Annotated in this window: 16 protein-coding genes and 2 riboswitches; of the genes, 2 read left to right on the top strand and 14 right to left on the bottom strand. The window is 49.6% G+C overall.

The features are described 5' to 3' along the window. Positions 1–65: 65 nt before the first annotated feature. Positions 66–683 carry an SET domain-containing protein gene (locus C7R93_RS15375; RefSeq protein WP_106839631.1) on the bottom strand — a complete coding sequence of 206 codons (618 nt, stop codon included), beginning with the start codon at positions 681–683 and terminating at the stop codon, positions 66–68. A gap of 253 nt (positions 684–936) precedes the next feature. Continuing rightward, positions 937–1,025, top strand: a riboswitch (cyclic di-GMP riboswitch). Between the two features lie 181 nt (positions 1,026–1,206). Between C7R93_RS15375 and ggt the strand changes: the two genes are divergently transcribed. Together ggt and C7R93_RS15365 are read left to right on the top strand one after the other, a co-directional pair. After that, positions 1,207–2,925, top strand: coding sequence for a gamma-glutamyltransferase (ggt, locus tag C7R93_RS15370; RefSeq protein ID WP_106839630.1), 1,719 nt, complete (start codon positions 1,207–1,209; stop codon positions 2,923–2,925). A 91-nt stretch (positions 2,926–3,016) separates the two neighbouring features. Beyond that, positions 3,017–5,005 carry a methyl-accepting chemotaxis protein gene (locus C7R93_RS15365; RefSeq protein ID WP_106839629.1) on the top strand — a complete coding sequence of 663 codons (1,989 nt, stop codon included), beginning with the start codon at positions 3,017–3,019 and terminating at the stop codon, positions 5,003–5,005. Positions 5,006–5,069: 64 nt separating this feature from the next. On the opposite strand, the gene C7R93_RS15360 is transcribed toward C7R93_RS15365, so the two are convergent. The 13 genes from C7R93_RS15360 to C7R93_RS15300 form a co-directional block, all read right to left on the bottom strand. Further along, complete coding sequence (locus tag C7R93_RS15360) at positions 5,070–5,789, bottom strand: glycerophosphodiester phosphodiesterase (RefSeq protein WP_106839628.1); 720 nt, start codon at positions 5,787–5,789, stop codon at positions 5,070–5,072. Positions 5,790–5,819: 30 nt separating this feature from the next. Continuing rightward, positions 5,820–7,148: an ABC transporter substrate-binding protein gene (locus tag C7R93_RS15355; protein ID WP_106839627.1), complete on the bottom strand. Its 1,329-nt coding sequence runs from the start codon at positions 7,146–7,148 to the stop codon at positions 5,820–5,822. A 31-nt stretch (positions 7,149–7,179) separates the two neighbouring features. After that, positions 7,180–8,007, bottom strand: a complete 828-nt coding sequence (locus C7R93_RS15350; protein ID WP_007720517.1) for a carbohydrate ABC transporter permease — start codon at positions 8,005–8,007, stop codon at positions 7,180–7,182. 26 nt (positions 8,008–8,033) lie between these two features. Then, positions 8,034–8,990 (bottom strand): carbohydrate ABC transporter permease, encoded by a 957-nt coding sequence (locus tag C7R93_RS15345; RefSeq protein ID WP_106839626.1) that lies wholly within the window; start codon positions 8,988–8,990, stop codon positions 8,034–8,036. Next, positions 8,990–10,057, bottom strand: coding sequence for an ABC transporter ATP-binding protein (locus C7R93_RS15340; RefSeq protein ID WP_106839625.1), 1,068 nt, complete (start codon positions 10,055–10,057; stop codon positions 8,990–8,992). Before C7R93_RS15340 ends, C7R93_RS15345 begins: the two co-directional genes overlap by 1 nt. Before the next feature lie 6 nt (positions 10,058–10,063). Beyond that, complete coding sequence (locus C7R93_RS15335; protein ID WP_106839624.1) at positions 10,064–10,726, bottom strand: HAD family hydrolase; 663 nt, start codon at positions 10,724–10,726, stop codon at positions 10,064–10,066. Further along, on the bottom strand, positions 10,704–11,303 hold the full coding sequence (locus C7R93_RS15330; RefSeq protein WP_106839623.1) for a glycerol-3-phosphate responsive antiterminator: 600 nt from the start codon (positions 11,301–11,303) through the stop codon (positions 10,704–10,706). The genes C7R93_RS15335 and C7R93_RS15330 overlap by 23 nt, the downstream gene beginning before the upstream one ends. 528 nt (positions 11,304–11,831) lie before the next feature. Then, a complete protein-coding gene (locus C7R93_RS15325; protein ID WP_106839622.1) occupies positions 11,832–12,554 on the bottom strand; it encodes a nucleoside phosphorylase in 723 nt (240 codons plus the stop codon). A gap of 1 nt (position 12,555) precedes the next feature. Continuing rightward, complete coding sequence (locus C7R93_RS15320) at positions 12,556–13,224, bottom strand: sulfite oxidase-like oxidoreductase (protein ID WP_106839621.1); 669 nt, start codon at positions 13,222–13,224, stop codon at positions 12,556–12,558. Between the two features lie 40 nt (positions 13,225–13,264). Beyond that, positions 13,265–14,179: an ABC transporter permease gene (locus C7R93_RS15315; RefSeq protein ID WP_106839620.1), complete on the bottom strand. Its 915-nt coding sequence runs from the start codon at positions 14,177–14,179 to the stop codon at positions 13,265–13,267. Further along, positions 14,166–15,236: an ABC transporter permease gene (locus C7R93_RS15310; protein WP_106839619.1), complete on the bottom strand. Its 1,071-nt coding sequence runs from the start codon at positions 15,234–15,236 to the stop codon at positions 14,166–14,168. Before C7R93_RS15310 ends, C7R93_RS15315 begins: the two co-directional genes overlap by 14 nt. After that, positions 15,211–16,740: an ABC transporter ATP-binding protein gene (locus C7R93_RS15305; protein ID WP_106839618.1), complete on the bottom strand. Its 1,530-nt coding sequence runs from the start codon at positions 16,738–16,740 to the stop codon at positions 15,211–15,213. The genes C7R93_RS15310 and C7R93_RS15305 overlap by 26 nt, the downstream gene beginning before the upstream one ends. Before the next feature lie 106 nt (positions 16,741–16,846). Next, positions 16,847–17,875 (bottom strand): BMP family lipoprotein, encoded by a 1,029-nt coding sequence (locus C7R93_RS15300; RefSeq protein WP_106839617.1) that lies wholly within the window; start codon positions 17,873–17,875, stop codon positions 16,847–16,849. Between the two features lie 200 nt (positions 17,876–18,075). Then, positions 18,076–18,198: riboswitch (SAM riboswitch) on the bottom strand. Positions 18,199–18,245: the final 47 nt, after the last annotated feature.

Below are 18,245 nucleotides of genomic sequence, written 5' to 3'. Positions count from 1 at the left end.
TTTACATTCCATAATACTGATTCTCTACCCAGAGTTCAACAAAATCGGGTCGTTGACCGACCCGCTCACGTCTTCCATTGCTGCCTCGTTTGCCATTGTGGCCTGCAATACAGATGAATGACAGAATCAATCGCTAAGCGCTGTTCTGTGATCCCTCGAATCGTTTCGAGATGCTTTGGGGAAATCAGATGCAGCAAGGGCTGTTCAACATGATTGAAACGTTGGAATGCTTCCACTGCAATTCGATCCCACTGTGGATAATATCGAAGCAAGTCATCAGGCATCACCCTGGAGCGGTCTGTGTCGGACTCTGGCAAACAATCAAAAGGTTCATCCAGATTCAACGTCCCATAATCATCAGTCAGCTCTTCACCCGGCAAAATATCCCGTGCAGCCAATTCCAGATCATACATGGTAGGCACACAATTCGCGTGAAAGCTGTGGTTCACGTACCTTGCCTTATCCCAACAAAGAATGTACTTTCCGAACTGGTTCTTGAATGAATATTTTTGTACGTCCTGTTTTCGTAATGAGTCAAGTCTTTCCACAAATGCCGGGTCCAATACCTGATCCAGATCGTCTTGTGCCCATACAATGGTTCCTTTGGGAATCAGCTTTGTCGCAAACACACCGTACCCGATCTGAGCGTTCCTGTAGCGCAATTCTGTATCGGGATGTATCATGGCTGATGTTTCACTCCTTGGCAATTACAATGCCTTTTTACTATCATAAGCAGTTCAGCCCCAGGAGGTGTGTGAATGTCTGCGAAAAACAACCTTTCCCATATTATTCTTCTTATTTTCTGGATGAAAAAAATTTTTCTTATTTACCCCAAATGTTAAATAGTCTATATTATTGGCAAACGGAGTTTTATTAGGAACATTCTCCCACAACGATCGAATCAGTATATGTGTCAATTTTCTACTTCATCCATTGATATCGAAACGGCATACCCGGGGAAATCCGGCGACGCAAAGCTATAGGGGCTACCTCCGCAACAGCGGACACGCTTGCCAGCTACCGAAGTATTGATGTAGGACGAGACCAATGATCCTATATCATTGGTCTTTTTTTGCGCTCATTATGTCTATTTTTGTCTATTTTTGTATGTTTGTGTATTTTTAGCTTTTAAAGGAGGTGAGGCAACAGCGGATAGCCGGTTTAATGAATCATTATTCTATTCATCATGAAGGAGGTTTCATAGGAATGTCATTCTTGAAGAAACTCTCGACCGTCGCGCTGACTGCTGTCATCGGGTTATCAACATTCTCTGGGGCACAAGCTGCTAACCGTCCAACATCGATGTCACCGAACGCAATGGTGACGACTCCTCACTATCTGGCTACGGCTGCGGCCCTGAAGACATTGGAGGACGGTGGAAATGCAGTAGATGCTGCTATTACAGCCGCTTCCACATTAGCTGTCGTCTATCCTCATTACACAACCATTGGCGGAGATAACTTCTGGCTCATCTACAATGCCAAAACAAAAGAGCTGAAGGCGTTAAACGGCAGTGGTCGCTCAGGCGAAAAGGCAACCATCGACTATTACAAAAACAAAGGCTACGAAAAAATCCCGTCCCGCGGTTATGAATCGGCAAACACTGTCCCTGGTGTCGTCTCCGGCTGGTGGGAGGCGTACAACTACGCCCATAAAAGCATGGGCAAGAGTAAGCTTCAATGGAACAGACTGCTGGAGCCTGCTATTGGATACGCCGAGAACGGATATCCAGTCTCCCCCAACCAAGTATATTGGACGAAATACGCGACAGATCCAACTGACAATGTCCTGAAGAATCTTCAACGTTTTGATGGATTCCGTAAAACATTCCTGAAGCCCAACGGCGATCCCTATGCAGCAGGCGACATCCTCAAACAAAAGGATCTTGCCAATACTTTGCGAATCATTGCAAAAAAAGGCGCTGACGGTTTTTATAAAGGAGAAGTTGCTAAAAAAATCGTAGCAGACATGCAAGCCAACGGCGGGTTGCTCACGTTGAAAGATTTTGAGAAGCACACCTCCACTTGGGCAGATCCAATTTCGGTAGACTACCGCGGTTATAAGGCGTACAACGTTCCACCTAACTCCCAAGGCATGGCATCGCTCTCTATTCTTAATGTTTTGAATAACTATGACATCAAGAGCATGGGTGAAGGAACACCCGATTACTATCACACGATTGTGGAAGCTACCAAACAGGCTTTTGCTGACCGCGACAAATGGCTGACTGACCCTGCCTTTGTGGATATCCCTGTGGATGATCTGTTGTCCAAGCAGCACGGGAAAGATTTAGCTGCGCGCATTGATATGAAACAAGCCGCCAAATCCGTAAAACCGCTTGATCCAAAAGGCGATACAACCTGGTTCGGGATCGTCGACAAAGATGGAAATGCAGTGTCCATCATTCAGAGTCACTATTTTGACTGGGGTTCCGGCATCGTAGCGAAAGATACGGGCATCCTTCTGCAAAACCGCGGAAGCTATTTCTCTTTGGATCCCAAACACATCAATCACTTGGAACCAGGAAAACGCACCTTCCACACAATTAACCCAGCTATGCTCTTTAAAGGGGACAAGCCTTATCTTCTCTACGGAACACAAGGGGGAGAAGGACAGCCGCAAACGCAAGCCGCTCTCGTCACGCGTATCATCGACTTTGGTTTCAGCGTGCAAGACGCAATCGAAGCGCCAAGATGGCTGCATGGACGCAACTGGGGATCTGATTCCAACAATCTCAAGGTGGAAAGCCGCATCCCTCAAGAAGTCCTGGACGAGTTAATTAAACGTGGGCATCCAGTCGAAAAGCTGGAAGCAGCCTATACCGATACGATGGGACAGTCCGGCGCAATCCTGATTGACCCGCAAACCAATGTAAAATTTGGCGGTGCCGACCCTCGCGGTGAAGGCGCAGCAATGGGATATTGATATTTTGTCAGACTGCTGAGTTACTCTCAGCGGTCTACCTTTTTTATATTTCCGTGTGGCAGACAATCACGGATTAGGAGTGGAAAAACCTATGTTTTTATTCAACAAACTCAGGAACAAAATGATCCTTTGGTTTCTCGTTGTGGCCGTCATTCCACTTATTGCCGTTTCTTTGTTTATCACGAACAGCTTTTCATCCATTCTGATTGATAAACAAAAATCATCCTATGTTGATCTTACTTCCAGTACAGCCATAGCTATGGATCAATATCTAGACCGGCGTATGACAGAAATTCAGGTTTTAGCCCGTACCTCGGATATTCAATCCGATGATGCAGCGGCAAAAAATGAATTCATCCGCAAGTTTACCGAGGAAATGAAACTGTATGACGGAAATACGTTTATCGCAAGCGATGGAAAAGTAACGGCTGATACGTTCCCCAAAAGCGTTGGAATCAATCTTGGCGAGCGCCAATTCTTCAAAGACGGTATGCAGGACAAGCCCAGCTTCTCCGATGTTCTTGTTGCGAAGACAACCGGTAATCGCTCTATCATCGTCGCTTCCCCTGTAAAAGCGAAAAACAATGAGAAGCTTGGTGTCTTGACCGGGCTCGTCAATGTAGATAACTTCACATCTACATTCCTCAAGGATTTGAAAGTAGGCAACGATGGTTATCCGATTCTCGTTGATAACAAGGACAACATTCAGTACCATCCTACCCAGGATCTGATCGGAAAACCGCTTGCGGAATCCGCTCTGCCGCAACCATTAATGGAAATCCTTAAATCAGGAAAAACGGAAAAGGGCTCATACAGCTACTCGGACAATGGCAAGGAATACGTTGTCACCTACTCCCCCATTCCCAAGACCAACTTTGGTTTGTATCTGCATATCCCTGTCGAATCCATAACATCTGCGGTTTCATCCGTTACCACCATGGTTACCATCATTGTCATCATTGTTGTTGCTGTCGTGATCGCAATCGCATACGCTGTTTCCCGGCAAATCACACGCCCTATTGCGGCAGTTGCCTCCGTGGCTAACCGCATTTCCGAGGGTGAACTGACTGTACAACCCTTGCAAATTCGAACCAAGGATGAGGTTGGACAGCTATCCCAATCAGTAAACACAATGGTGCTCAACCTGCGAACGATTATTCAACAAGTAAATGATACAGCTTCAGATCTTGCTTCTTCAGCAGAGGAATTGTCGGTCAACGCCGATCATACGAGCAAGGCTACCGAGCAAATCGCAATAACGATTCAGGAAGTAGCTTACGGTGCGGAAAAGCAAGTGAAGAGTGTAGAGGAAAGTGTCAACGCAATTCAAGGCGTATCGACAGGGGCTCAGCAGGTTGCCACGAATGCACAGCAAGCTGCCGAATCGGCTTTGGGCGCTTCCCAAATTGCAGTGGAAGGCAATCAGGCCCTTCAGGTCGTTATCAGCCAGATGCAATCGATCGAGAACACTGTCGGCAACATTGCCGATATCGTCAAACGATTAGGAAACAGCTCGCAGGAAATCGGACAAATCGTACAAGTCATCACAGCCATAGCTGAACAAACAAATCTGTTAGCGCTTAACGCAGCTATTGAAGCGGCGAGAGCTGGTGAACAGGGGCGCGGATTCGCCGTTGTGGCAGACGAAGTGCGCAAATTGGCTGAGCAGTCCGCGCAATCCGCGCAACAGATCAAACTGTTGATTACGACGATTCAGCTCGAATCAAACCAGGCTGTCCTTTCGATGGAACAGGGCACCAAAGAGGTCGCTACTGGACTTACGGTCGTTAACAATGCAGGCAAGTCCTTCGAACAGATTCAAGATGCTGTCACGCAGGTGGCCAGCCAAATTCAAGAAGTAAAGGCTTATTCTGAGCAAATGTCTTTTGGCACCAAACAGGTGGTAGAATTGGTCAGTGTCATTGAAGAAGTAGCGGAGAATTCTGCTGACGGAACACAAAGCGTGTCGGCCGCCACAGAAGAACAGCTGGCAGCTATGGAAGAAGTCAATTCATCAGCTACTTCTCTGGCAAGAATAGCCGAAGAACTGCAATCTCATGTAAGCAAATTCAAGATATAGTCCAAACAATGAAAACAAGGAAAGCCGCCTTGCATGTTGCCCGGCGGCTTTTTCTTGCTCTCGCTTATACAAACTCCCACATCCGGTCAGGATGGTTCGTGCAAATTTGAACCTGGGGATGCCACGAAATGACTTCGCGGATATGCTTCGGATCATCCAGCGTCCACGCGATGACTTTGAAGCCTTTTTCGATCGCGGCTACCGCTAGCTCACGAGTCAGGAACGGATAGCCCATGGAGAGAATCGTCGCACCTGCTGCCTCCATCTGTTCCAGCATGAGTACAGGGCGACCATATACAATGAGACCTGTCTGCACTTCTTGATCGAGTGTGCGAACGTGACGGATCAAATCGTGGTCAAATGAAGTCAGGTACACCTCTTGCTTCATTCCATGCTTTTCTACAAGCGCGAGCACCTTTTCTGCGATACCAGGATACATGTCGCTTGTTGCCTTCAACTCGATATTTAGCGTGCAACGACCTTTTACTGCGATCAGCACTTCCTCCAGTGTAGGGATTCGCTCGCCAGCAAACTTGTCGCCAAACCAGCTCCCTGCATCCAGCTCTCGCAGCTCTGCCAAGGTATGATCCATGACCAGACCGTGGCCATTGGTCGTGCGTTCCAGCGTAAAGTCATGAATCAGCACCGGAACACCGTCACGCGTCAGCTGTACATCAATTTCCATTCCTTTGATAGCTGGCTCTGCCAAAGCCAGTCGAATCGCTGTCATTGTATTCTCCGGGGCTTTGCCTGACCACCCGCGATGTGCCATACAAATGTTCATTTCGCCAGCTCCTCTATCGTTTCGTTTCTGTTATTTTTTCAAAAGCTTGCTGCCTTTTTCCGTTGCCGCCTGCATCGCTTCATCTACAGTCGCTTGACCAAGCATAGCACGCTGGAGTTCTTTTTGAATCACATCCTGCAATTCTTTGTAGCCTGGAGCCATTGGACGAGGATAGCCGTATTGCAGCTGATCTACTGCGACCTTGAAGTTTGGCTCTTTTTCATAGAATGCCTTCATTTCAGCCGAATCGATTGCTTCTGTTGTGACAGGCATATAACCGGAAGCGATCGACCAAGGAACCGTTTGCTCGGTATCGGTCATCCACTTCATGAATTCCCACGCTGCTTTTTTCTCCGCATCTGTCGACTTCGCCAGCATTACGAGATTCGCACCGCCCGTTGGCGTACCCGACGTTTTATTGGCTGGCAAAAAGGCTGCACCCATGTCAAATTTGGCATTTTTCTTCAATTCCGTCAAGGAACCTGTCGAGGTAAAAATCATGCCTACTTTTTGATTCAAGAAGTCTTGCTCCGCTACATCCCACGCGTTGTAGTTCTCCCCAGGAGGGTTTTTCATAATGCCTTCCTTCACCATTTTGGACCAGAGCTCAAGCGGTGCTTTTCCTGCTTCGTTGTTGATGGTTAGCTCCTTGCCGTTCTCGCTCAGGATGTTGCCCCCGCCTTGGAAAACAAGCGCTTCGTAGAACCAGATATCGACAGGCGTCGAGAAGCCGTATCGGGTAATTTTGTCCCCTTCTTTTTTGCTCAGCTTTTGCGAGAAGCTGACGAGCTCATCCCATGTTTTCGGACCGTTTGAATCAAGTCCTGCTTCTTTTAACATATCGCGGTTGATGTACAACAGTGGAGTGGAGCGGTTAAATGGCACTGCGTACAGTTTGTCATTCCAATAAGAGTTTTTCATGAGACCTGGAATGTATTTCTTTTCATCCCCTTGCGAGTAGGGCGTCAAATCTTCCAAAACCTTCGCATCAGCAAATGCCGCGATAGAAGCGATCTCGACCATCGTAACATCAGGATTGTTGCCCGCTGCTACAGATGCCAGTACTTTGGAGTGGTTCTCTTGATACGCACCTTGGTAGGCTGGTTTGACGATAATATCTTTATGTATTTCATTGAATTTTTTGACCATATCCTCGATGGTTTTCCCACGGACGCCACCCAACGCATACCAGAAATCAATTTCGACAGGACCACTGGATGCTGTAGACGCTGCAGGCTGAGAAGTGCTGCCTGTACTAGCAGACTGTTCTTTTCCAGATGATCCGCATCCAGCCAATACTCCTGACAAACCGATAGTCAATGCACATAGAATCGTTCCAGTCTTTTTCATTGAAAACATGGTTTGATTTCCTCCCTAAGAGCTATCTTTTTTATTTGGATTGGTAGATAAACGCTTTGATAATATGCCGTTGTGCCACGAAGAAAATCACGAGAATCGGTAGAATGAGGATCATGTTGCCCGCCATCATGACGTTCCACAAGGTTCCGCCGTCGGACATATGCAAGCTGGATATTCCAATCGGCAAGGTACGCACCTCGTCACTGTTGGTCATAATCAGCGGCCAGAAATAGTCGTTCCAGTGGTAAATAAAGCTGAATAGTCCGAAAGTGACCAGCACAGGTTTTGCCATCGGGACCATGATCGTCCACATGATCTTCCATTCGGACGCGTTATCCAGACGTGCCGCCTCGATCACTTCATCGGGCACCTGCATGAATGCTTGCCGCAGCAGGAAGATTCCGAAAGCACTGGCAGCGTACGGCAGGATAAGCGACCACAGCGTGTTGACGAGTCCCCAGCCACTCAATTGCACGTAAATCGGCAAAAAGATGACTTGTCCAGGAATCATCAAGACAATCAAGACAAGACCAAACAGCAGATTGCGACCGGGAAACTTGTAGCGGGCAAAAGCGTAAGCCGCAGGCACCGCCGTCAAAAATTGTAGGATCAAAATCCCTACCGCAACCAGAATGCTGTTCCACGTATACATAAGGAACGGACCTGATTCCCACGCTTGGGCGAAGTTGCTCCACTCCCACGTCTCAGGCAATAGCGTCGGGGGAAATTGTCGGACCTCTGGCATCGTTTTGAAAGCCGTCGAGGCCATCCATAGAAACGGGAACACAAACAGGAAAGCCACGATCAAAAGCCCAATCCATTCCACGGTCTTGCGTGAAGCCAAAACCACTCGATACATGCTGCTCCTCCTTTCTCACGAGTTCATCAGCGATAATGCACGCGCTTGGACATCACCAGAAAATGCAAAGCTGTTAAAATCCCTACCAGGATCAGCAAAATGACAGAGGCAGCCGAAGCAATCCCGCCATTGTAGAAGTCCATACCTTGCTCGTAAATGTAGTAGACAAGCATGTTCGTACTATTGATGGGACCACCCTGCGTCATAATGGCAATCGTGTCAAACGCTTGAAAGGATGAGATCGTATTGATAATGAGCAAAAAGAAAATCGTCGGCGACAGCATCGGGATGGTAATGCGCCTCAGCGTCCGCCACCACGGCGATTGATCGAGCGCCGCTGCCTCGTAAATATCACTCGGAATGCTTTGCAGTCCTGCGATGAAAATGAGTGTGTTATAGCCGACACCTTTCCAAATGCTGACGATAATGAGTGACAGCAAGGAACTTTTCGGGTCAGTCAGCCACGTATACGCAGGCAACCCGACCGCTTCCAACGCTGCGTTCAACAGACCAAACTGCGGGTCCATCAGCCACATCCACAACATCGAGACAGATACCAGCGAAATGATGTGAGGACTGAAGACAGTCGCCTGAATAATGCCGTACACCTTTGCCTTTTTGTTCAGCCATAGTGCGAGCAGGAAGGATAGCGTCAGGCCGATCCCTACTGTCGCGAAGGTAAAGACCGCGGTATTTCCCAATACTTGATGAAAATCTCCGTCCTGCATCAAGTCCTGATAGTTTTGCAAACCGACCCATTCCATTTGCTCCAGATTGATCAATGACCAGTCCTGAAAGCTCAAATAAATGATCGAGCCAATCGGGTAAAAGAAGAACAAGACAAAGCAAATCAATGCGGGTGCCAGATACAAGTACGGACGCAGCCGGGACGCGAGCTCAGACCATGTAAATGCCGACGGACGCACTTCTGTTTTCGACTGGCTTACACCCGGCAACTCCTGTACAGTTGCCGCTTTTCGCATCAGCTATCCCCTCCTGCACGTGTCGATACAGGCTCTCGTCCACTTATGCGACCCACTCGTTTTCCGCTACCCTTTTCGAACACATACATGTACTCCCACGGCACAGTGACCGTGACCGAGGAGCCGACCTGCATCGCTACCTCCGAGTCCGCTTTGACGATGACCCTGCCTTTTTCCGTGTCTACATGAAGGAGCATGTCTGAGCCGAGAATTTCCCTGGATACGACCTGACCTCGTGCGTTCCACATCTCTTCGCTCGTGATGGCAGAGACAGCAGCAGGCAGCAACACTGCTTTTTCCGGGCGGAATCCCCATACGTGCTCACTCCTGCCCTCCGCTGAAACAATGTTCATCGCCGGAGAACCGATAAATTGGGCGACAAACAGATTTTCCGGCTCCTGATACAAGTCCATCGGGGCCGCTACTTGCATAATGTGACCGTCATTCATGACAACGATCTGATCGCCCATGGTCATCGCCTCTACCTGATCATGTGTCACGTAGATGAAGGTGCTGCCGAGTTGCTTATGTAAGCTGGTCAATTCCACGCGCATCTGATTTCGCAGCTTCGCATCGAGATTGGAGAGCGGTTCGTCCATCAGAAAGACCTTTGGCTTTTTCACCATGGCCCTAGCAAGTGCGACACGCTGCCGTTGACCACCAGAGAGCTGAGAAGGCTTGCGTTTGAGATAGTCGGATAAGCCGACGATTTCAGCGATCTCCTCTACCAGAACCTGACATTCCTTTTTCGACGTTCCGCGGTTTCTCAAGCCATAGGCGATATTGTCGTACACGTTCATGGTTGGGTAGAGGGCGTAATTTTGAAAAACCATCGCAATATCACGCTTGCCAGGTGGCAATTGGTTTACCGTTTGATCACCGATCATGATTTTGCCATCCGTCACTGTTTCCAAGCCAGCGATCATCCTGAGTGTGGTTGATTTCCCACAGCCGGACGGACCTACCAGAACCGTAAAGGAGCCGTCTGGAATGACCAAATCCAATCCTTTGACCACGCTTTGATTCTGAAAGGATTTCGTTACCTGCTCCAACACCACACGTGCCATCTTTTTTTATTTCCCTCCTTGTGCCTTTGCGGCCAGCAATTCCGTAACAAATGTCTCGAAATCGGCGTAACGGTAATCCGGAGAAGCGTAGAGCCAGTTCTCTTGTCCGTACCACTCCAACACGACAGATTGCACACCCGCTCCTACAGCAGCAAGTACATCATAGCGACTGTCACCGATCATCATGGCTTGCTCGGGACGTTTGCCCAGCGCCCCCAGTGCTTTTTGTACAGGCTCAGCTGACGGCTTGCCTCGTGATACATCATCGACGGTGACGATTGCCTCAAACAGATGCTCAATCCCTGCCATCTCCAGACCAGCCAATGTAAACTCCCGTTGCTTGTTCGTGACGATTGCGAGCGAATAGCCTGCCGCCTTCAGCTTCTCCAGCCCTTCGCGAACAAACGGAAACAGTCTGACATGATCTTCATGATGCTCCCGAACGTAGGCGAAATATCTTTGCAGCACTTCCTTTTTGTTAGGAACTCCTGCTGCGTTGGCCACAGCCGCCAAAAAATCATCAAACGATTCGCCAAAACGCGCGAGCAGCTCTTCCCTGCTAAAATGTCCCGGTGCGTACTGCTCAGCCGTAAAAGCAACCGCATCCACAACCGCATCCCGACTGTCCAGCAAGGTCCCGTCCAAATCAAATAACAATGCTTGAATCACGGTTCATACACTCCTTCCACAGCAGGGGACTTCCGACTGAAACAGCTGTCGCTCCATGCTGCAATACTTCCTCCATCTGTTCCCGCTTACGAATCAGCCCGCCAGAAATGATCGGGGTATCGATAACCCTTCGAAATTCTTCGATAAACTCTGGCAGCAAAGCAGGCATCAGCTCGACGGCGTCAGGCTGTGTATCCTGTAGGGAGGTTAGGCCTGTTTTAATCGAGTCGCTATCGACCAAAAACAAGCGCTGAATGGTCAGCAGTCCTTGCTTTTTCGCCAGCTTGACCAGTGTGTTGCGCGTAGTGACGATCCCGTCTGGCTTGACGTAATGCGCCAAAAATGCGATGCCTTCCCGGTCATGGCTGATTCCGCCAATCCGCTCCAAATGAAGAAATACAGGGATATTCTTTGACTTGAAATAATCCACGTAGCCTTTGATCACACCAATGTTGCCGATCGAGAGTACCGCAGCACTCAAGTCTGCCTCTGCCGCTTTTTCCAGGTACTTCACTTCTTTTACGGAAGCGATCAGCTTGTATTGTGCCAGTCTTGCATGAAATTGTTCCTGGTTCACTCGCTTAAGCCTCCTTTGCCCAAGACAAAAAACCCTGCGACATGACAATGCCAAAGAACTCTCGATGAAAGTGCTTGGAAAGGCTGTCGGGGGTTTCTCCATGGCTCCAACCGAAGGGATGTGTTCACTTGTTACTTAGAATGGTACTGCATGAGCGTTAAGGGATCTTAAAGGGAATGTTAAAAATGGGAAAAGATGTGGTTTACAATCGTTGATCGGACTTTAGTGGAGGAGAGGAAAAAGGAGAAACCACTCAGGCTTCTTGGCCCACCTGCTGTGGGGTATGACTGGCCGGTTCCATGGAAAAAGCGAAACCCGCGTCCAAAGTAGTCCACTCAGGAAGCAGGTTCAGAGGTGGACGCTAAAATCGGTTTCGCTTTTTCCATTCCACCTTGGTCGGTGTTCCAAAGATCCTTCGTCGGTTTCTCCTTTTTCCTCTCTACAGCCTCTACTTCTCTATCAAGCCTCCTAAATACAAATAAAAACACCCAGAACTACAATCAGTTCCGGGTGTTCCTGTAAATGAATTTACGAAACTGTAATGACTGCATCCAATGCGATCAATGATTCCGCTTCAATGGCTTTTGCCATCACATCGGTGTGGGGGTTATACGATTCGAGCAGGTCTGCATCTGCATACCCATCAATCGCCAAAATAGAGCCTGCTTTCATACCGCGAAGTGCCGCAATCACGAACAGGGCGGTGTTTTCCATCTCGACTGCCAAAACGCCAGCTTTTTGGTACTGCTTGTGCGGGAACTCCAACACTCCACTGTAAAAGACATCGAGTGTCAGCGTGATTCCTTCGAATACCTTCAAGTCTGATGCGTTTGCTCCCGATGCTTGTACAAGCGCGTCCACAACATGACGATTGGCAACAGCCGGGAAACCCGCTGGAACCAATTGACTGGTCAAGCCGTCTTGGCGAACCGCTGCGGAGCTGATGACGAGGCTGCCCGTCTCGATTTCTTTTTGGTATGACCCGGCAGTTCCTACGCGAATGATGACCTGAACGCCGCCCTTCGCTAGCTCCTCGAAACATACGGCTGCTCCCGGAGCACCTACACCATGGCTCACTACCGCTACCTCGACGCCTTTCCATGTACCCGCATAGCTGTGATACTCGCGGTTTTCCCCGATTTGACGCTGATCGTCGAGTTTCGAAGCAATCAAGGCAGCACGTTTTGGATCACCGCATACGATGACGCGCTTTGGCAGTTGTTCTGGATCTACCTTTAGATTCGTCAACATCTTAATCGAACTCCTTTTTCTCCCACTCATCCTCTGGTATCGGCAATGCTTCACCGGAGAACCGCTCTTCGCGGAACGGGTCTGCGATCAAGTGAAAACCATTTTGCTCCCAGAAGCCGGGCTTGTTTTCCGTCATAAATTCAATTCCTCTGAGCCACTTCACGCTTTTCCAGAAATACAGATGAGGAACGACCAGGCGAAGCGGCCAGCCGTGCTTGTCCGTCAGTCGCTCTCCATCAAAGGAGTGCGCCAGCAACACATCATCACGCTCCAGATCAGCGAGCGGCACATTGGCGGTATAATCGTGATCACCGTGCAGCATGACGAAGCTCGCTCGCGGAGTCACGCCAATCGCCTGTAGAAAATCACGAAAACGCACACCTGTAAACGCATTGTCAAAACGAGACCAGCGCGTCACGCAGTGAATGTCGCTCGTCACTGTCACCTGCGGCATCGCCATGATCTCTTCGTAGGTGAGCGTTACTTCCCGGTCTACCACTCCGAAAACGCGCAGTGACCATTCGTTCATGTCATACACCGGCACGTCTCCCTCATGCAAAATGGGAAAACGCTCTGTCAGGATTTGTCCGGGCGGAAGTCGTCTGGCGAGTCCCGGTCCCACTGGGGCGGGTACCTTCATTCTTTTGATCCGATCTGCCTTGTTGTTCATCTCGCATTTCCCCTGTCTTCGCTGTCTAAATGGCTTGTGATTAACGGGTGCTCTGCTGGTTGTTGCTTCCGATCTGACTCTTGTTCTTCAAGAAGAACATCGCGGCAATCGTCAGCACGTATGGCAGCATGGCCGTGAATTGCGTCGGAAGCGAAAAGCCCTGCAAACGAATACTAAGGGCATCCATCAGCCCGAACAAAAAGCTCGAAGCCAAAATACCGAGTGGATGCGACTGCCCCATCATCATCGCTACCAATGCGATAAAGCCCCGACCAGCCGTCATCCCTTCTGTAAACATCGTGACTTGCCCCAGTGAAAGCTGTGCCCCTGCAATCCCGCACAAAGCGCCACTCATCACAATCGCCAGCACTTGAAGTCCCGTCACTTTCAGACCGATACTGCGTGCTGCAACTGGATTGAGGCCCACTGCGAGGACGCGGAAGCCCGTAACCGTCCGATAAAAGAACACATACAGCAGAATGGCGGCCAAAAACGCAAAATACACAAGCGGCGAATGACCAGAGACAATGCCTCCGATGACAGGGATATCGTGAATGATCGGAATCTCGACGGTTGGCAAGCCAGCCATATCCTTATCGTAAAACGCCCCTTTGACACCGAAGATCGCCCGCAGTGCAAATGTCGTCAACCCCAACGCGAGAAAGTTGATCGCTACACCGACGACGATTTCATTCGCCCTAAGCTTGATCGTCATGTAGGCGAATAAGAGAGAAAAGACAATGCTGACCAGCGCTGCAATCAAAACGGCCAGAAAGAGATTCCCGGTAAAGTGATTGCCGACAATCGCGGAAAAGGCACCCACCAGTACCAATCCCTCTAGGCCAACATTAAAAATTCCGACACGTGCGCAGAGCGCTCCACCCAAAGCTGCCAACAAGATCGGCGTGACCATCCGAATGGTAGAACTGAGGAGGGACCAATCAAAGAGCTCCATGCGTTTCCCCTCCTTTTGCCTTCCGCTTTTTCCACCAGTCGTAGCTGAACTTGGCAGAGATGAACAAAATCAGTACGGCTTGTATAACACTTGCCAGCTCCAGCGGCACGTCCGTATTGCGCTCCACTCCCATAGCTCCTGTCTGAAAAGCAGCAAGCAGGATCGAAGTCACAATGATGCCAAGCGGGTGCGAGTTCGCAAGCAGAGCTGCCATCAGGCCCGTCCAGGCGAACCCTGGTACAGTCAGGGCACCGTCAACAAAGCGATAGTGCGCCCCCATTACCTCGACGGTTCCCGCCAAGCCAGCCAGTCCACCGCTGGCAAACATCCCGGTCAGCATCACCCGGGTCCGATTAATTCCTCCGTATTGAGCAAACAGCGAGTTTTGACCCAGCATCTTCACTTCATAGCCAAAAGGCGTAAAGCGAAGTACCCAGAACAACAACAGTGCTGCAACGATCGCAAACAAAAACCCTGCATGTACGCTCATCCCGGCAAACAGCTTCGGAAGCCAAGCGCTTTTCTCCAGCATGACGGTCTGTGCCAGTGCCGCAGAACCCGAGCGATCCCGGAATGGCTCAGTCACGAGATAGCTCGCAAACAATACCGCAATATAGTTGAAGAGCAGCGTAGAGATGAGCAACGGAATACGAAAGCGGGCTTCCATAAAGCCAGGTAACAACGCCCAGAACCCGCCGACTGCCATTCCTGTGCAAATACCCGCCACAATCTTGATCATTCCCGGTGCAGGCAAATAGATCGCGACTAACGCAGCACTGACGGCACCTAGCACCATCTGCCCTTCCGCCCCCAGGTTGAATACCCCTGCCCGAAATGCGAGGGATAGACCCAAGGCAATCAGCATGATAGGCGTGGCTCTCGCTAATGTAGACGTAAAGAAATAAAAACTGCCAAAGGCGCCTTTCCACATTTCCTGATAGGTGCCCAAGATCGATTCGCCAACTGCGGCAATGACCAGCGCACCGGTCAACAAACCGATGACGACAGCCAATAACGGCTGAACCAATGACTTAGATAGCTCTTTGATTGCTGCCATGAATGCTTCCTCCCGCCATGATCACGCTGATTTTTTCTTCGGTTGCCTCCAGGCGTGAAAGCTCTCCCGCGATTCGCCCTTTATACATGACCAAAATCCTGTCAGACAAGGCGAGAATTTCGGACAACTCAGAGGAGACTAGCAAAATCCCGTCTCCCTGATTGCGCTTTTCGATCAGTGCCTGATGGATGTACTCCATGGCACCGATATCCACCCCTCGCGTAGGCTCTGCCGCAATCAAAAATGGGGTTTCATGTCCCAGCTCCCTTGCGACGATCAGCTTTTGCAAATTTCCGCCTGACAGATTCCCCGCGAGCTCCTGCAATTGTCGGGAGCCTGTCTTGATGGCAAACTGCTCAACCCAGCCTTTTACGACTTGGCGGAATTTCTCCCGCAAAACGACGCCGCGGCGATTGTAAGCAGGCTTTCGCTGATAGCCCATCAACGCATTTTCCTCGACGCTTGAGAGTTTTGCCGTCCCCCACAGGTAGCGATCCTCCGGGATATGCGCCAAGCCGGCATCCCGAATGATGGCAACTGATTTGTTCGTCACATCCTTGCCGCCTAACCGCACCGTGCCCTCCTGCGCTGCCCGCAAGCCGCTGATCGCTTGCAGCAGCTCGGATTGACCATTCCCGGAAACACCGGCGATCCCTACGATTTCCCCGTGGTGCACGGTAAAGCTGACTTGATCGAGCAGCGTCTGCTTATCTCGAACCGTAAGCTTTTCCACCTGCAAGAGCGGTAGAGGTTCCAGAGGGATACGCTCAGAAAGCTCCTGCAATTCACGGCCGACCATCAGTCGTGCCAAATCGTCCGCGTTCGTCTCGTCCCGAGAAACGGTTCCCGTCACCTTGCCTCCGCGCAGTACCGTAATACGATCAGCTACCTCCATGACCTCCTGTAGCTTATGTGTAATCAAAATTACGCTTTTGCCACTCTCCGCCAGGTTTCGAATCGTTTGCAGCAGGTCGCGTACCTCCAACGGGGTAAGTACAGCGGTCGGCTCGTCCAGCACGATAATATCCGCTCCCTGATACAGGACCTTAAGAATTTCGACCCGTTGCTGTTCCCCAATCGAGCAACTCGCTACCTTGGCCTGCGGATTAATGGGAATGCGATACTGCTCACTAAGCGCCCGCACCTTGTCATTTGCGTCATTTCTTTTGAAAAAACCCGCTTGCTTCGGCTCGTATCCGATCACAATATTTTCAGTCACACTGAATTCTCCGAAGAGCATAAAGTGCTGGTGAACCATCCCGATTCCATTTCGAATCGCGTCCTCTGGTCCGCGAAAAACGACTAGCTTACCATTTAACACGATCTCTCCCGACGTCGGCTGCTCCATCCCGTACAGCATCCGCATCAGTGTCGTTTTGCCCGCTCCATTTTCCCCGACAATCGCGTGGACTTCTCCTGCTGCCAGTGAGAACGACACCTTGTCGTTGGCGGTAAAATCTCCGTATTTCTTGGTCATGGCCCTCATTTCCAAGCGATCGGTCATTCCCACTCCCTCATTTCTGTACGTCCTATTATGAAAATGGAAGACCGACTACACAGCCGTAGTCGGTCACATCCATCACTGTGCACAAGCTCTATTACGTGCGTGTTTAGAATTTGTCTGGTACTTGGCGGGTACCCGCTACAATCTCATCGTTGATCGCTTTCACTTTATCCACCACTTCTTGTCCAATAAAAGCGTTCAGAGGCGTTTTGCTTTCATGCGTTACATAGGTTACGCCTACGCCTTTTTCTTTCAAGCCATACGCAACCACACCTGGTTTGAACGTTCCTTCTACAAAGGTCTTCACCGTTTCATAAGCGGCAGCGTCGGTCCCTTTCAATTGGGACAGAACAATATGCTCTGGATCAATCGACGTACGGTCAACGTCCTGCCCTGCTGTGAAGAAGCCTTTTTCCTTCGCCGCTTCGAAAACGCCGAGGTCGCCTACTGCTGCTGCACCGTTAATGAAGTCAGCACCTTTAGAAGCCTGGAGCAAAGCCAATTCCTTCGCTTTTGCCGGGTCAGTGAAGCTTCCTACATAGTTGACCATCAGCTCTGCTTTTGGATTCGTCGCTTTCAAGCCCTCTTCGAAGCCAACTGTCCATTTTTTCAACTGCGGAATATCAAGAGCGACAACCATACCGACTTTGTTCGTTTTCGTTGCCAGACCTGCTGCAGCTCCCACCAGGTAAGCCGCTTCCTGCTCGCGGAAGGTAACACTGCGAACGTTTGGCAAATCGACGACGGTATCAATAATCGCAAAATTGCGGTCAGGATTTTCGGTAGCTACTTTTTTCAATGCATCCTCTGATGTAAAGGAAGAAGTGATGATCAAATCATAATTTTCTGCAACAGCCACGCGCAGATTCTCTTCAATCGCTCCATGGTCCGTAGATTCAATCGTTTTCACTTCTGCGCCCAGCTCTTGCGCGGCTTTCTTTGCACCTTCATCCATTTGTTGGAAGAATGGATTCACACCGATTTTCTCGGGCAAAATCAAGGCAATTCGCTTTTTGCCCGCGCCCTCTTGTCCTGCTGCTTGTCCTCCTGGCTGATCTGCAGGTGCATTTGTGCCAGTCGAGCACCCTGTTGCCAATACTACGAATGTCGTTAATGCCAGCAATAACTTCTTCATGATGTATCTCTCCCCATCCGAACTTTGCGTTTTTCTTTATCCTATTAGGTAATGTACGGCTTTTTACCCATTTTTTCAATACCATTTACGAATATTCTCTTATAAAATTAATTTATCGTTCGTTTATTCCCTCCTTCCCTTTGCAAATACAACAAAAAAACTCTTCCCGGAGGAAGAGTTTGCGTACGAAGCCGGTCTCTTCCTCATCTGTCAAAACCATGGTACAGGTTTTGCAGGAATTGGCACCTTTCTGTTCATGCATACACATGTCCAGTGGTTGCCGGGCATCATCGGGCCAGTCCCTCCGCCGCTCTTGATAAGGTAGGTAAATATGTTTAGTTACAATGGAATTCATTCTAGCAGAACGGTT

The sequence above is a fragment of the Brevibacillus fortis genome, from assembly GCF_003013395.1.
GTDB classification, from domain to species: domain Bacteria; phylum Bacillota; class Bacilli; order Brevibacillales; family Brevibacillaceae; genus Brevibacillus; species Brevibacillus fortis.
Note: the sequence above shows the minus strand (reverse complement) of the source record. Positions and strands in the feature narration are given on the sequence as shown.

Coding starts and splice junctions, on each gene's coding strand:
- C7R93_RS15375 (WP_106839631.1), bottom strand. CDS start 683: ATGATACATCCCGATACAGAATTGCGCTACAGGAACGCTCAGATCGGG.
- ggt (WP_106839630.1), top strand. CDS start 1,207: ATGTCATTCTTGAAGAAACTCTCGACCGTCGCGCTGACTGCTGTCATC.
- C7R93_RS15365 (WP_106839629.1), top strand. CDS start 3,017: ATGTTTTTATTCAACAAACTCAGGAACAAAATGATCCTTTGGTTTCTC.
- C7R93_RS15360 (WP_106839628.1), bottom strand. CDS start 5,789: ATGAACATTTGTATGGCACATCGCGGGTGGTCAGGCAAAGCCCCGGAG.
- C7R93_RS15355 (WP_106839627.1), bottom strand. CDS start 7,148: ATGTTTTCAATGAAAAAGACTGGAACGATTCTATGTGCATTGACTATC.
- C7R93_RS15350 (WP_007720517.1), bottom strand. CDS start 8,007: ATGTATCGAGTGGTTTTGGCTTCACGCAAGACCGTGGAATGGATTGGG.
- C7R93_RS15345 (WP_106839626.1), bottom strand. CDS start 8,990: ATGCGAAAAGCGGCAACTGTACAGGAGTTGCCGGGTGTAAGCCAGTCG.
- C7R93_RS15340 (WP_106839625.1), bottom strand. CDS start 10,057: ATGGCACGTGTGGTGTTGGAGCAGGTAACGAAATCCTTTCAGAATCAA.
- C7R93_RS15325 (WP_106839622.1), bottom strand. CDS start 12,554: ATGTTGACGAATCTAAAGGTAGATCCAGAACAACTGCCAAAGCGCGTC.
- C7R93_RS15320 (WP_106839621.1), bottom strand. CDS start 13,224: ATGAACAACAAGGCAGATCGGATCAAAAGAATGAAGGTACCCGCCCCA.
- C7R93_RS15315 (WP_106839620.1), bottom strand. CDS start 14,179: ATGGAGCTCTTTGATTGGTCCCTCCTCAGTTCTACCATTCGGATGGTC.
- C7R93_RS15310 (WP_106839619.1), bottom strand. CDS start 15,236: ATGGCAGCAATCAAAGAGCTATCTAAGTCATTGGTTCAGCCGTTATTG.
- C7R93_RS15305 (WP_106839618.1), bottom strand. CDS start 16,740: ATGACCGATCGCTTGGAAATGAGGGCCATGACCAAGAAATACGGAGAT.
- C7R93_RS15300 (WP_106839617.1), bottom strand. CDS start 17,875: ATGAAGAAGTTATTGCTGGCATTAACGACATTCGTAGTATTGGCAACA.